Annotated in this window: 13 protein-coding genes; 5 read left to right on the top strand and 8 right to left on the bottom strand. The window is 43.7% G+C overall.

Translation table 11 applies throughout. The features are described from left to right. Window positions 1-27 precede the first annotated feature (27 nt). Both PAEAM_RS13450 and PAEAM_RS13445 read right to left on the bottom strand, forming a co-directional pair. Complete coding sequence (locus PAEAM_RS13450; RefSeq protein ID WP_047843050.1) at window positions 28-720, bottom strand: response regulator transcription factor; 693 nt, start codon at window positions 718-720, stop codon at window positions 28-30. A 6-nt stretch (window positions 721-726) separates the two neighbouring features. Beyond that, window positions 727-2,196, bottom strand: a complete 1,470-nt coding sequence (locus PAEAM_RS13445; protein ID WP_100527878.1) for a sensor histidine kinase — start codon at window positions 2,194-2,196, stop codon at window positions 727-729. Window positions 2,197-2,399: 203 nt separating this feature from the next. Here PAEAM_RS13445 and PAEAM_RS13440 point away from each other — a divergent pair, with 203 nt between their 5' ends. Continuing rightward, entirely contained in the window at window positions 2,400-3,227 is an 828-nt protein-coding gene (locus PAEAM_RS13440) for a helix-turn-helix transcriptional regulator (RefSeq protein ID WP_100527877.1), read from the top strand. A gap of 79 nt (window positions 3,228-3,306) precedes the next feature. Beyond that, on the top strand, window positions 3,307-3,645 hold the full coding sequence (locus PAEAM_RS13435) for a cupin domain-containing protein (RefSeq protein ID WP_100527876.1): 339 nt from the start codon (window positions 3,307-3,309) through the stop codon (window positions 3,643-3,645). A 131-nt stretch (window positions 3,646-3,776) separates the two neighbouring features. On the opposite strand, the gene PAEAM_RS13430 is transcribed toward PAEAM_RS13435, so the two are convergent. The 4 genes from PAEAM_RS13430 to pdxS all read right to left on the bottom strand — a co-directional run bounded on the left by PAEAM_RS13430 (window position 3,777) and on the right by pdxS (window position 7,980). After that, window positions 3,777-4,913, bottom strand: a complete 1,137-nt coding sequence (locus tag PAEAM_RS13430; RefSeq protein ID WP_100527875.1) for an alpha/beta hydrolase — start codon at window positions 4,911-4,913, stop codon at window positions 3,777-3,779. Further along, window positions 4,910-5,569: a TetR/AcrR family transcriptional regulator gene (locus tag PAEAM_RS13425; RefSeq protein ID WP_100527874.1), complete on the bottom strand. Its 660-nt coding sequence runs from the start codon at window positions 5,567-5,569 to the stop codon at window positions 4,910-4,912. Before PAEAM_RS13425 ends, PAEAM_RS13430 begins: the two co-directional genes overlap by 4 nt. 212 nt (window positions 5,570-5,781) lie before the next feature. Beyond that, a complete protein-coding gene (locus PAEAM_RS13420; protein ID WP_100527873.1) occupies window positions 5,782-6,852 on the bottom strand; it encodes an ABC transporter substrate-binding protein in 1,071 nt (356 codons plus the stop codon). A 243-nt stretch (window positions 6,853-7,095) separates the two neighbouring features. Further along, a complete protein-coding gene (gene pdxS / locus PAEAM_RS13415) occupies window positions 7,096-7,980 on the bottom strand; it encodes a pyridoxal 5'-phosphate synthase lyase subunit PdxS (RefSeq protein ID WP_200869424.1) in 885 nt (294 codons plus the stop codon). A gap of 147 nt (window positions 7,981-8,127) precedes the next feature. Here pdxS and pdxR point away from each other — a divergent pair, with 147 nt between their 5' ends. The 3 genes from pdxR to PAEAM_RS13400 all read left to right on the top strand — a co-directional run bounded on the left by pdxR (window position 8,128) and on the right by PAEAM_RS13400 (window position 12,378). Beyond that, entirely contained in the window at window positions 8,128-9,618 is a 1,491-nt protein-coding gene (gene pdxR, locus PAEAM_RS13410) for a MocR-like pyridoxine biosynthesis transcription factor PdxR (RefSeq protein ID WP_100527872.1), read from the top strand. A gap of 86 nt (window positions 9,619-9,704) precedes the next feature. Further along, window positions 9,705-11,699 carry an ATP-dependent DNA helicase gene (locus PAEAM_RS13405; protein ID WP_243391350.1) on the top strand — a complete coding sequence of 665 codons (1,995 nt, stop codon included), beginning with the start codon at window positions 9,705-9,707 and terminating at the stop codon, window positions 11,697-11,699. A gap of 151 nt (window positions 11,700-11,850) precedes the next feature. Further along, a complete protein-coding gene (locus tag PAEAM_RS13400) occupies window positions 11,851-12,378 on the top strand; it encodes a DinB family protein (RefSeq protein WP_100527870.1) in 528 nt (175 codons plus the stop codon). A gap of 78 nt (window positions 12,379-12,456) precedes the next feature. Here the strand turns inward: PAEAM_RS13400 and PAEAM_RS13395 are convergent, their stop codons facing one another. After that, the gene (locus tag PAEAM_RS13395) at window positions 12,457-13,398 is read right to left on the bottom strand and encodes a family 43 glycosylhydrolase (RefSeq protein ID WP_100527869.1); all 942 of its coding nucleotides are present in this window, start codon (window positions 13,396-13,398) and stop codon (window positions 12,457-12,459) included. A gap of 30 nt (window positions 13,399-13,428) precedes the next feature. Further along, on the bottom strand, window positions 13,429-15,144 hold the full coding sequence (locus PAEAM_RS13390) for a discoidin domain-containing protein (protein WP_100527868.1): 1,716 nt from the start codon (window positions 15,142-15,144) through the stop codon (window positions 13,429-13,431). Window positions 15,145-15,201: the final 57 nt, after the last annotated feature.

Raw genomic sequence — 15,201 nt, 5'->3', positions numbered from 1 at the left:
TAAACTGGCTCTAAATTTTCACGAAACTTATGCAGTAAACCGGTAGCCTGCACCCCAGACGGTTTCAATATACTCCGGATTTTTGGGGTCTGTCTCCAGCTTGCCGCGCAGTTTGCGAATATGGACAGTAACCGTTGCAATGTCTCCGGTGGAATCCATGCCCCAGATCCGCTCGAACAGATCTGATTTGCTGAATACACGGTTGGGATGACTCGCAAGAAATACAAGTAACTCGAATTCCTTGGTTGTAATCGCCACCTCTTCTCCATTAACAAAAACGCGGCGTGATCCTTTGTCAATGTGAAGCCCGCGAATGTGGATTTCATCCTGCTCAGCTGGTTTGTTTTTGCCAAGTAGTCTCTCGTATCGGGTCAAATGAGCCTTTGCTCGTGCAACCAACTCACTTGGGCTAAACGGTTTTGTAATAAAATCATCCACTCCCAGATTAAATGTCCGGATCTTATCGATTTCTTCCTTTTTCGCGGAAACGACAAGGATGGGCACCTCTTTTACCTCGCGAATGCGCCTGCAACATTCGAATCCGTCAAGTCCCGGAAGCATCAGATCAACAATGATCAGATTATAGTCCCCCTCCAGTGCCTGCTTCAGACCTTCATCTCCAGTATGGCAGAGATCCACGGAAAATCCGTTGAGCTCAAAATAATCCCGTTCCAGTTCCGCAATCGTTGTTTCGTCTTCAATGATCAAAATGTTTGCCATTACTCATTAGTTCCTCTCTTCATTCAGCCGTTTCAGTTTGATATATATACTCGTGCCATCATTGGGCTGGCTTTCTGCCCAGATAAAGCCCCCATGTCCATCAATGATTTGGCGGGCAATTGCTAGCCCGAGCCCACTTCCGCCCGTTGAGGAATTCCGGGATTGTTCTGCACGATAGAAGCGTTCAAATATATAAGGCAGTGCCTCTTCAGGTATTCCCCTGCCATTATCTTTAAACGCCATCGTAATCCATTTCTCATCAGCTTGAAGTGTAATCTCGAATCGTTTGTGTTCATTCTCCATGTATTTGAGTGCATTATCCACCACATTAACAACGGTACGTTTTAACTTCTCCGGATCCACAGCAGCCATAGCGGGACCAGACACCTGGTTATTCCAATCCAGGGCAACACCTTTGTCCTCCAGATCATATCTCAGCTCTTCGATGCTATCTTCAAGGAAATCAGCGAGATCAACTGCTTTAAACAGGAAAGGTTCTTGGTTCAAGTCGAGCTTGGAATACAAAAACAGTTCATCCACCAGCTTATCCATGCTAACTGCTTTGGAGTGAATGATATTAACATAACTCTCCATTTTCTCTGGAGTATTAGCCACGCCGTCACGAATACCCTCAATATACCCTTTGATATTGGTAATCGGCGTACGGAGATCATGCGAAATGTTGGAGATGAGTTCTTTGCGGTTCACTTCGTCCTGCTGACGTAACGCATAGGAGAGCTGCAATTGATTCCTCATGCTCTCAAACGCTTCGCTGAGTTGACCAACCTCGTCATTGGAGTTTAGCTGAAGTTTAAAGGATAGATTACCATCCTTAATATGTTCAGCTGAACTTCGTAGTTGATTCAAGGGTTTAATGAAGCTGCGCGTGATCCAGCGGAACAAGAGCAGATTTGCAATGATGAGGACGCCAATAAGCAGGAATGACATCACAGGCAGCAACTTGCGAGTAAGCTCCGCAAAGGGGCTTCTCTCACGAATGACAAAGATACTCCCCCGTTCCCCATCTGAATATTGAAAATCAAATTTTGCATACGCATAAAATCGCTCACCAATATTGAAGGTGCTCCGAATCTGATAATTGTTAAGATCATAGGCAGGCAGTGCTTGCTTCAGTTCTGGCTGGTTGAAGGTCAGTGATTCGAAGATCTGACTATTCTCTCGTCTGATGTAGAGCCCTGACTTCTCAGCTCGAAGCTTCATATCATATTCACGCAGCAAAACCTTGTTCTGCAGGTCATCCGGGTCATTTTTGGCCAGAAACTTCATCTCTTGAAAGATCGATTCTCCCTGTTCAGTCAGGGGGTTGATCTGATAATGTACCTTGTAAATATCGCGGAAACTCTGTAGATCTCCTGTAGCCGCAATCGTATACAGACTTGCCGTAAGCAGGATGAACAGTAGACTTATAACAAGCATGCCCGTGAAGGACAGCAGCATTTTTATTCGGATTGACATGGGTTCCCCTTCTCAAGCAAACAATTGGATTAGTTAGTGCACATGTTAACACAAGATGGATTCTATTGCCCATATGTAAAAAAGAGCTTTCTTTTTCATTATATATGTTGACAGTGATAATCGTTATCAATAATGTTGGAGTAAGGTGCACAACGATTTATCTTAGAATGACCGGCAAACACTTTTGAAATGAGGTACGTAATGTGAAAGTAGACGTTAATCAGTTAGCAGCCCATTTTGCACACATTCCTTTTCAAGTTGAAGGAGTATATCGATATGCTAGAAATCCAGGGGTTCCCCAGGCTGACTATACCGATTCTTTTCCTGGATTTGTATTTCCTCTCACAGGGAAAATACAATTTCAATTTGATGGTACGCCCTATATTTTTTCACCAGGAAAAGTTGTACATGGGGGCGCGAAAATGAAACTGGATCAAACCGTGTTTCATAGAACGGACTGGGAATATATCCTCGTTTTATACCGGATATGTAGTTCGGACCTCGAAGAGACAAGCTTTTCCCATCAGCATTTTGAATTATCAACGGGTCAGTCTCCACGTCTGATCGAATTAATCACGCGTCTTTGGCATGTGTATATTCAGCGCGGAGGTATTTCAAAGTTTCAGACCGAAATGCTGTTTCGCGATGTACTGAATGAGACCTTAATATGTGTTGATCATAGGCAAAATAGTTGTGAATCAGATGTTTTATTCGAACGGGTCTCTACCTATATCCAAGAATACTATGCTCAAAATCTGACTGTCGCATCGCTTGCAGAACAAAATAATGTTAATCGAAATCGACTTTCCTACGTGTTTAGAAGACATGCAGGTATGGGTCCAGCAGAATATGTATTGAAATATCGTATAAACATGGCACAACAAATGTTATTGGCAAGTGATGCGTCTGTACAACAGATTGCCGAGACCGTTGGCATTGCTGACCCCTTTTATTTTAGCAGAGTGTTTAAGAAACAATATGGTATTTCTCCTACGGAGTATCGTCTGAAGTTCATCAATAATCCATCCTGATTTCAATAGGCATCCATGTTATACCAGTGCTTAGATCAGTATACTGAACATATAGGATTAATACACAGGAGGAATGACGATGCACTATCAAGCTATTAAATTGAATGAGGAATTTTCGAAATTAAACGATCTTTGGTCTCCGAAACTCATTGGTGAAATGAATGACTATCAATTTAAGATCGTTAAGATTGCTGGAGATTTTGAGTGGCATGTTCATGAGGAGACTGACAAGTTATTTTTTGTGCTCGAAGGGGAAATGATAATTGATTTTCGTGATGGGCAAGTGAAGATTTACAAGGGCGAGATGTATATTGTCCCTAAGGGAGTCGAGATCAAACCTTCCGCCGAAAAGGAATGTCATATCATGTTGATGGAGCCTGGAAGCGAAGTAAACACTGGCGGGACTAAGGCCGAATAAGCGTCAGTTATTGGAACCAGGATGTCAATTTGCAATATCAGAGAGCCGATAACCGCGTAATAGGGGTTATCGGCTCTGCGTCTGTACGGCTAGCTCTTCGACATACATTAATCAGCAAACTCTCGGTTATGTCACTTGTTGCTGGTCTTCCTGATCAATTCCACACCATCGTATGCCAGAATTTCCACACTTGCTGCCTTCTGCAGTATGTAATGATCAAAAAAGTTCTTCGCATAGTCTGTAACAATATTTCGCATCTCCATAGCATCCCGTTCACCTCTGAGTTCCTCATTAACACTGGTAAACACGATGTCACAGTAATCCAAATGTGCAACACGATCAACTGAGAAATAATAGGTTTCCATGCTATTGTTAGCGCCAATAATCGCATTCATATTATAGTTAGGTTCACAAAACAGGAACAAGAAAGGTTTCTTAAGATTGCTGTCAAGAAGTCCAAACGCACTGCTATCCAAACCAATCCCGCAGGTGAACCGGTCATCATCACGGCAAACCATCGCCGTCGTAGGCCCTCCATAGGAATGTCCGACTATACCCATGCCGATGTCAAGCAACAATCTGCCCTTAAAGATGGAATTCAGCTCTCCAGAGTCCAGTTTGTAAAGATAATCGGCTACATACCTTACGTCTTCTGCCTGTGATTCACTATACTCTGTTATCTTGGAAAGTATCGGCAGTGCAAGCACGTTACGGCACATCTCAATGGCAGTTTCATCGTCAGGCCGCATCTCCATCTTACCAGCTAACGCCAGCATCTCCGGATCTTCACCAAAGGCTGTAATGACATCCGAAAAGTCCTTTGATACATTAAACAGGCGCCCATCTTTACGTTTATACATCGTGCTATTCTGATGGCCGATGCTTACCACAACATACCCCATGCTTGCCAAGTCTGTACAGAGCACTGTCCCCCATTCTGGAGATCCGCCCCCGCCGCACACATAGAATAACACTGGATAGCGCTTCTCCTTCCCGGAAAGAGCAAGGTCGTCGTAACACTGGGTCTTGATATCTATAGAGAAAACATCCTTCAACGCGGTGACAAGTGGCTGCTCATTAAACATCTCGTAGACTTCAGGAAACATGTACGTTGATGTAGTCTTACCTTCGCTACTGTCAGACGGATAGTACACAAAAGCGGTCAGTTCTCTTTTGGAGTAATCTGATGCCGTGTACTCCAAATCCATCTGGGTTCGACCGACAGTATAGCCGCCAATTGGTTCTGGAAATGCATTATAGGTTTTCATTTTCTTTCCCCCTTGAGATCGCTAACCATTTCAGAATATTTATGATCTTCAAGCAGCCCATGGCCCATAAATTCAGCAAAGTACTTGCTGATCTTATGTTGCAGCTTAGAGTCCTTAATATCGAATTCCCTAAAAAACAAGATTAAATTAAGCTGCATTGACTCAAACATAAAAGAAATCAGGTCGTCGTCAACATCCGGTCGGAGATATCCATCAACCCTCATTCGGCGTAAAATGTCCTTGATCATGGGGAATGACTCGCCCTTTAACACATTCACATATACTTTCAGCAAAATGTCCTCAGGAATATATGAAAATGTTTTAGTCAGTTTGATTTCCAACTCATTCAGTGGCTCGGTCACCATGCCATTAACGTTACCAAATAAGCCAGTAAGGAAATAGCTGTAAAGGGAATCTTCATTACTGTTACTGAAGTATGCAGCTCTTTTCTGGGTCACATTACGTATTAAGTGACAATAAAGGTCATCTTTGTCTTCAAAATACCGATAAAATGTTCCGGGGTGCATGGACAAACTATCCAAAACCATCTTCATAGTTATATCCTCGTAAAGATTATCAACAAAAAGATGCATAGCGCTATTCGATATTTCCTCGCGCCTTGCTTCGTCTAAACGAAAGAAAGTATTTTTTGGCATAGATTACTCCTTAATTTGAAGTGTGAACTGATTCACACTATACCGATAATACATTCACAAGTCAAATCGTATTAAAATAGAGTGTTCACTCCATTCTCGCTATCATTCAGGCTGACCGGGAACAGCTTTAGACAGGAATTTGGTCCCTGATAACAAAAAAAGCCGCTAAAATAGCGACTTTTAATGGTACTATGTTTTTGTCCTTGGCTTCATTACAACTCGAGATCATCAGCGAGTCCTTCAACACCTGTAAAGATGGAATCCCCGTAACCCCAGAAGTTGTTGAAATCAATAATGTAGATTTTTTTGTTTTTAACTGCGTTAATGTTTTGTACCTGTTTGTTGGCAAGCAGCTTTTCAATCGTCTGCTCAGGATCAATACCACCTGCATACCTCGAAATAATCATTGCATCCGGATTAATCTCGATTAACTTCTCCAGACTGAGTGTGCCAGTTTCATTAATCAGCATATTATGCATATTGATTAATGACATTGCACTTTCAATAAACGTATCACCATTTCCGTTGTAAATGCCAATGGTTCCATAACCATTATCCGAAAATGATGCATAATTGATCGTCTCAGCGCTAGCTCGGGCCGACAAGGCATTCTCGCGTGCTTTAAGCGTCTCAATATATGCCGCTGCATTGGCTTGTACGTTGAATATCTCACCTAATTCAGTAATGTCCTGATAAAGACTATCTAACGATGCATCAGGAACACTGGTGCTTTGTACATATGTTTTAATCCCCATATCATTCAAGCTGCTTACTGTACCAACACCCCAATCCGCATCCTCAAACAATCCACCACGCCCTACAACCAGGTCAGGCGTAGCCCCTATGGTCACTTCCTTACCTACATAGCCTTCAGCAAGCACAGGAATTTGTTTAAACTCATCAGCAATATCGTCAGGTACACTACCAAACAACGCAGCCACACCTACAAGTTTGTCTGTCAAACCAAGGCGAATCATCAGCTCGGCTGCACCTTGGGTATTGGCAACTACTCGTTCAGGTGCCTTGTCAAACGTTTGATCCTTCTTCACCCACGTGCCGTTCTCTGTTGTATAATTTGAAACGGTTAATGGATACGTTGTTTGAGCAGCACCTGAAGCGTCTGCATCCGATGTCTTCTCATCTGTTGCAACATTTTTCGCTGCTTGCTGCGAGTTATTGTTTGCCTGATCGCTACCATCACTACTATTGGAGCAGGCTGCAAGTACAACAACAAGTGCAGCAATAAAACAAAATAACATTCCTTTTTTAAAGCGTGTAGACATTTAATTCTCTCCCTTTTGAATCCTTAATTTTCTATTTATGCATTATGTAAAATAGTTATTGTCAGTATACAGCAAATGTCGAATCTCGTAAATGATAATTATAATCATTCTCAATTGATGAAAAAAAGGACATTCTCCTCTCCGTTTTTTTCTTGTGCTTTCGTCAACAATAACAAAAAAGCCGATCCAATTTATGATCGGCTTTGCTTGACACTATTCATACTCCAGTTGTTCTATCTGCTCTTACCAACCGCGGTTGGACATGCGCTCTTCTGGAGCCAATTTAGAAATTTCGATCCCTTTCATCGGGGCGCCCAAGTTTTTGGATACTTCAGCAATCAGTTTGTAATCGGTGTAATGTGTTGTAGCTTCAACGATTGCACGAGCGAATTTCTCAGGGCTATCGGATTTGAAAATACCTGATCCTACAAACACACCGTCTGCTCCCAGGTGCATCATTAATGCTGCGTCCGCCGGAGTAGCTACACCGCCTGCTGCAAAGTTAACGACAGGAAGTTTTCCGTTTTCATGAACTTCGCGCAGCAACTCATAAGCTACACCTAGATTTTTGGCTTCAGCGTACAGCTCGTCTTTGGACATGTTTTGCACTTTACGGAGCTGGCTGTTAATTAGACGCATATGACGAACTGCCTCAACAATGTTGCCCGTTCCAGGCTCACCTTTTGTACGAATCATCGATGCACCCTCACCAATACGGCGAAGAGCTTCTCCCAAATCTTTGGCTCCACATACAAATGGTACAGTAAACTCATGTTTATCGATATGGAACACTTCGTCTGCAGGAGTAAGAACTTCACTTTCATCGAGATAGTCCACACCTAGGGATTCAAGCACTTTGGCTTCTATGTAATGACCGATACGTGCTTTGGCCATAACTGGGATAGATACAACCTTCATAACCTCTTCAACGATGGTTGGATCTGCCATACGAGCTACACCGCCAGCAGCGCGAATATCGGAAGGTACCCGTTCAAGAGCCATAACAGCTGTTGCCCCTGCCGCCTCAGCGATTTTAGCTTGCTCTGCATTCATAACGTCCATGATGACGCCACCTTTTTGCATTTCAGCCATTCCTCTTTTTACACGATCTGTACCTGTTTGCATGATTGTAGTCCTCCTAATTAACTTTTGGGTGATTTTCAATAAAGGCATCGCTCTAATCTATGATTTAGTATAGAATGAGAATGGTCATATAAAAAGATCCAATATTTTTGGTTTTTATTGTACCACTTCATTTATAAATCTGGAGGTCCTATGCAATTTCATGTAGCTTACAGTTCATATTTGAACCGAAAATATACGAAGATGAAGGCTCTCTATCATGCCATTCGTGATGCAATTCATGAAGGTAATCTTATACATGGCGAGAAGTTACCCTCTACTCGAGAGTTAGCCGCGACGTATCACATTTCCAGAGGAACCGTGAATCAGGTCTATGATACGTTGACTGCACAAGGTTACATTCATTCAGAGCATGGAAGAGGAACCTTTGTTGCTTACCAGTTGGATTTGAACAATAATGCGTCCACCGAGAAAGCTTGTACCCATCACTTATCCGCCTGGGGGAATCGTATTCAGCAGTTTGAACAGCAGTCGATTCAAAGAAATACACCAGCCAATGCTCATACACATGATTCCAGAATGAATAGCGACGAAGTGATCGACTTTAGCAAATATCAACCTGATTTCTCCAAGTTTCCTTACGATGAATGGAATAATCGATTGTATGCAGAGATAAGGCAGCGTGAGCATCACCTGAAAACAACCTCTGCCATGGTTAGTTCAACCGGGGATCCAAAATTGAGAGAAGCCATTGCTGCCTATCTGCGTAGGATGCGGGGCATTCAAGTTGATCCGGATCATATTGCAGTAACTGCAGGCTCCATGCAAGCTATAGCTCTACTCACTCAATTACTTGCAGATCCTGGGGATTATGTCGTGACAGAAAGTCCTTGTTATGTCGGGATTTCTAAAGCCATATTGGCTGCGGGTGCAAAGTTGATTGAAGCTAATCTCGATGGTCAGGGCGTTGTGCCCCAGGACTGGGAAGCACGTATGTTGTTTGTCACGCCGTCACGACAATTTCCTACTGGTGAAATGCTCAGTCTGGAACGCAGACAAACCTTGCTGGACTGGGCACAGCGAAATGATGCCATGATTGTTGAGGATGATTATGATAGTGAATTCCGATATCGCGGAATGCATGTTGAACCACTGAAAACACTCGATAAAGCAGGACGTGTAATCTACCTGGGTAGCTTTACCAAAACCTTGCCTTTAGAAGTACGACTTGGTTATGTGGTTCTTCCCCCTACCTTGGCTGACACCTTTAGAAAGGCACAAGCATTATACGAGCCAAGACCCGTCAACCTGATCGAACAACGGGCATTAGCTGCATTCATGACAAGCGGTCAATATGAACGTCATCTGCGCAGAATGAATCGATTATACAGTCGGAAATTCCATCTGTTACTCAAACTTTTGAACAAGCAGCTCTCTACATGGTTTGATTGGGTGGAGAATGAAGCGGGTCTACACGTGTTTGGTTGGTGGCGAGGTAATGTGACCACTTATGAGGCCTTTCGGGAATCAGCTCGGTCACAAGGTGTGGTATACTCAGAAGTCAGCAGTTCAACGTCTGTTGGTACGAAGTATGGTATCTATTTGTCTTTTGCACATTTGTCAGATGAACAATTACAGGAAGGCGTATCCAGATTGAAAAATGCCGTTACAACTGCATTGTGAGGTAAATCGTCTCCAAAGTAAGTACAAGAAGATCATCATTCGGAAGAGAGGCGATCGTTATGAATTGGTTAAATGAACTTTATAAAATGAATAAACAGGAACCGGACAAGGAAATCGAACGTTCTTTGGTTAACGCCATCTTCCGAATATATGACCGGTTCCCCCGAATTGGGTTTAGAGAGCGAATTGGACAGCAAGAAATGTCTCTCGATATCGCCGATGCTTATATCCATGGGCATAATGCCATGATTGAAGCTGGTGTCGGAATCGGTAAGTCTTTTGCGTACCTGATCCCAAGTCTGCTCACGAATCAAATGTCTCAGAAACCAGTCATTATAGCGACATCCTCCATTCAGCTCTCGGAACAGATACATAAAGATTTAAGGATTATTGGTAGCCGGTTGGGATTCTCAACGGTTCGCTCCGTGGTGGGAAAAGGCATGGGGCAGTATGCCTGCCGAAGTAGAGCAGCGGAATGGATCAATCTTGATGATGCAAACTCCTCCGTATCTACCCTCGCACAGCGCATATTAGATTATGAAATTGATGAAAGAGCCGATATCAAAGCTGGAGTTAGTGATGCCGAATGGTCCCACGTTTCCGTGAATGATTGCAAATTTGAACGTTGTCATCACAAAACTGCATGTTTGTTTTACGATATGAGAGCGAAATTAAATGCAAAAGCTCACGAGATTGATCTTATTATCGTAAACCAGGACTTGCTCATACGAGATTTGATGAAGAAAAAAGAAGGAACCAAGAGCATCATCTCAGAACAGCCTGCTCTGATCGTCATTGATGAAGCGCATAATCTGGAAGCAAAAGTTCGGGATGCCAGAACACTCGAGTTCACTTATCGGGGAATCTGCCGCATTCTGGATAACACGGTGCAGCTTCTAACGAAGCAGTCCGGGGATAAAAGTCTCTTCTCACAATCCAAGTTCATCAAAAACTGCGCTGAGCGCGTCTTCAAACAGGTAAACGCGGATCTGCTCCACCATGCCAAGCAGGATAACGACCGAATCAAAGTGTCGGAAATCAAAGGAATACCGTTAAACCAAGTCTTAAACGATTTAAAAGATCTCAGTCTGCGACTTTCCATTTTGACCTCACGCCACGAGCGGGAGATCGATGACGCTTTTGAAGCCATCAACGGGCTTATTACCCTCATTCGTGTCTTATCTGAAATAGAGGACAACTATCTCTTATGGGCAAGCAGTCCCCTGGGAGTAGCCACGATCAGCATCTGTTCCAAAGATATAAGCCAATTTCTGAAATACGCTTTATTTAATGGCAAGGTACCTGTAATCCTAACATCAGCAACGCTGTGCCAAGGCGGGGATACGCTGGAGGAACAATATTCTTATATGACGGACTCCCTCGGTTATAAGGGAGATTTCCTAGAGCGCCAACCCTCCCCTTTTGACTACACCAACCATGCCATGATGTATATTTCGAACAAAGTTCCCTATTACCAACATGACCAGCGGGAAATCTATCTTGAAGCAGCTTATAAGGAATTGGTTCAACTCTGTAATCTAACTCAAGGAAGAACAATCGTCCTTTTTTCAGCAAAAGAGGACATGAAGTACATTCACAAAAAGTTGATCTCAAAGGCTAATGAATACACATGGGCAGTCCATGTTCAAAAAGAGGGATCATCACAGGACAGTGTCATCGCTGATTTCAGGAAAAGCAAAGGTGTCCTCCTGGGTACTGGTGTATTCTGGGAAGGTGTGAATATCGAGGGGTCTGACCTGTCACAGGTCATTATTTTCCGGCTGCCCTTCCCTGTTCCATCGGATCCTGTTTATGAATATAAGGCATCTGTAACAGAGAATCCGTTCATGGAGGTGTTTGTACCGGACATGCTTCTTCGATTACGGCAAGGAACTGGACGCTTGATCCGCAGTGAAACGGACCTTGGCATACTCAGCATACTTGACTCCCGTCTCAGCGCAACGGCTAAAAAGAGTTACCGGGAACAGGTGTTGGACACGTTGCCTTTCAAAAAAGTGACGGAGGATTTTGAGGTTTTAGAGAGATTTGTTCAAAATAAAAGGATACGACGTACGGATTAGAAGTGGTACACCCAAACGCTATAAACTGTTCAAATCAAATCACATGAAGAAGCCCTTCCACACATCAATCGGAAGGGCCAATTTTAATGCTGGAAGTAAGATTTATGCTACAATATATTCCAGATCTACGAATCCCAAAGGAGGTATTACCATGGTTGAAAGACCAACTACAGAGGAATATGCAGCTTATTATGAAGGGTACATCCAGCTTGTTCCTGAAGGGAACATCATCGAACGCTTAGAGCTGCAAGCCAACATCGTACCAACTTTGCTCACTTCATTGACAGAGGAGCAAGCAAATTATCGGTACGCCGAAGGCAAATGGAGCGTGAAAGAGGTCATCGGTCACCTTTTGGATAACGAACGCATCATGAGTAGCCGATTGCTTCGCATCGCCAGAGGTGACCAAGCGAATCATCCCGGCTACGATCAGGACGTGCTTATGCAGACCCACCCTTTTAATGCGTATACCCTGGCCGATTTGAGCGAAGAATATGCCGTCACACGCCGCTCAACCATTCTTATGCTTCGTCGCCTCACCCCGGAAGCATGGCTCTGTAGAGGGATCGTCAGTGATAACACTGCTTCAGCTCGATCGATTGCATTTGTTATGGCTGGGCATGAGCTCCACCATTTATCAGTACTTCGCGATCGTTATTCGTTGGATTTGAAATTATAAAATTCATTCAAAAAGACTTTGAACCTGCAATCTCAGTAGGATCAAAGTCTTTTCTCATCAGTCGTTTTATCGTTCAAATTATCGTTCAAAATGAATCAGATGTGCGTCTTCTCGCAAAGATAACGTGGAATAATCATTCAGAATCGGAATGTCCCCATTGAATTCAATGGGCAGTACCACATAGCTAGATTGAAAATAATCCGATCCGTTCCAGCGATCCGAAAAGTACAGGTACTCCTCTTCTGATCGCTTCAGCACAAATGCTGGTTGCGTTTGGTACGTCGTTTCATCGCCAAAATCGCTTAGCATCCCCCATGGTCCATCCATCGTATTAGCCATCGCGTGTTTCCCTTGATTGGGAGCCCAACCTGTGCAAAATGAGGTCACCATATAATACTTCCCGTTCCGCTTGAAGACAGCTGGCGCCTCCCGATACTCCCCCTGCCACAGCTTTCCGACAAGACTTTCGACATTAAGGCAATCCTCCTGCAGACGATAGATGTGCAGGTCCGCATTGTCTCTGGCAGCTGAAATAAAATACGCTGTCCCGTCATCATCCTGAAAGAGCGTGCAGTCACGCGACATATACCCGTACGGATTAAAGCTGCCATGATACACGAAATGACTATCCGGAGAATCCGATGTGGCAATGGCGCATGCGGCATCGTTGTAATTGTTACCATTCTCATAGTGAGCCCAGAGTACAAACTTTTTGGTCACCGCGTTGAAAAGCACTTTAGGCCGTTCGAGATTTACTTTTCCACCTTTATCGTTCACTAATGCCAGATTTGTCCGAACTCGAATGGGTGCAGCTGGTGTAGAGGTGGTCAAGATATGGTTTCGAAACTCCCAGTTGAATAGATCTTTGGAACGATAACAACTAACATATATATCGTCCCTCCGATCTTCGCCATACCAGTAATAATAATCGTCATGGAATAACATATGTCCACCATGGGCATGGATCGGCTGACCGCTTGAATCATTCCAGATGCCACCATTGGTTAATTGATTATTCACACCGTTACCTCTCTTCTTTTAAGAACAACATTAATTGGTGTCCGATCCAAATACCTTCACTTCCCATAGTCTTGGCGTGTACCAATTGTTGGGATTGTTATGAAGTGCCGCATTTTGCATATTAATTCGTACATACCTGGCAGCAGTGCTCGATAGCGTATCTGATGTGAAACCGTAAGATGTATTATTGGTTCGATCCAATGCCACGGTCCAGTTTACATTATCCGTACTGGTCTCGATTTTGTATTTGTAAAAACCTTCGGAGCCTTTTTGCATCCACCAAGAGATTTGCACATTATTCAATTGCTGAACAGAGCCGAGGTCGACCTTCCACCAATGTGGCCAGGAACTGCCTGTGCCTACCCATTCGGTTTGATAGTTTCCATCATTAGCATAACTTGCCGGATTTGTTCCAGTAACCGTTTGGGCTGTTGCCGGTTTACCTTGTGACAGCAGTTTTCCATTCTGAACGGGAACGACAACATCATCGCTTGTGTTATAAAGGACTTGATCAAAATAATCATAAAATGCGTAACCATCAGAGAACCAAACGGGAAGCAGTCGTTCCTCTGTTGTTCCATTTTGCGTACCTGCCCAGCCGAACATCCAGCGATACGCAACCATAACCACGTTGTTGCCCGTATCTGGCTTCACCCGCATGACGGAACCCGACTGCGCCGAGAAGGTTGACGTGTTGCCAATCGTCCGCAATTCAGACCAATCTCCGTCTATGCTTGTTGCTGATGAATACAAGGGTATACTCGGATACCAACCTGCCGCTTGGGAAGAGAACAAATAATAAATGCCATCTTTTTTGATCATCTTGGGTAGTTCCCTGTGTTGATTTTGATAAATAACAGAAACTTGATGATCCACATCCAACCAATCGGGGGTTAACTTATATAAGATGGTGTCCGAATTATTATTGGCCGTAGAGATCAGATACGCCGAATCATCATCATCTTTGAAAATGGAGATATCCCGGGATTGGTTCCCTTCCGGTCGAAAGCTTTTGTGAAAGGTAAAGTCTTCTCCAGGCGTGGCCGAAGCCACCGATACTCTGGCAAGTGTGTAGTCTGTACTGTTCTCATAGTGAGCCCAAAAAACAAATTTGTTCGTGGGCGCATGGTAGAGGATATTGATCCCTTCAAATTTAGAGTTGGCCAGATCGGGATGATCCGTGTAGGACAGGACCACTTTGTCGTTACCGTAGGAGATGTCATCTGTTGATGTCTGTTGAATCATTTCGCCAAAACCGCCTGATGACTTTTGCGCGAAATTGAATCTATAGTAGGTGTCTCCAACTTTAAGTTCATTGGGGAGCATAAGCGTTGATTGCGTTGTATTATCAAAAGTTGTGAGGTTCTCTGGAAGGCTGTAAGGGGTATATTCTGGCGAGACAGCGGAGGTTAACAAGGAAGTTCCGCCATATGCCTTCACTTGATATTTGTACGAACTACCTATGTTGAGGTCATAATCATCCGTCGTTGTACCGGTTAAGGTCTGTAATAACTGATAGGGTTCATCGTTCTCGGATCTATACAACTCGTATGCAGTCGCTCCCTGGACAGGAGCCCAATGAATTTTGGCATTGGATACTTCGGATTCGTTCTTCAATACAAACAGTGTTGCAGCGATCTTGGTCTCTTCACCAGCAGCGTGAACGGTTTGAGCTGAGGACGTTAAATGAACTGTTAACAACATCAATGCAATGACGATAGCCATCCACGATTTACCTTTGATCATGTCTCATCATCTCCTTTTTTAGAAGACCAACCTTCCTGTTGCGGGAAGGCTGATCCA

This window comes from Paenibacillus sp. GM1FR (assembly GCF_002803315.1).
Lineage (GTDB): Bacteria > Bacillota > Bacilli > Paenibacillales > Paenibacillaceae > Paenibacillus > Paenibacillus amylolyticus.
The sequence above is the reverse complement of the archived record's forward strand: the minus strand, read 5'-3'. Positions and strand labels throughout refer to the sequence as shown.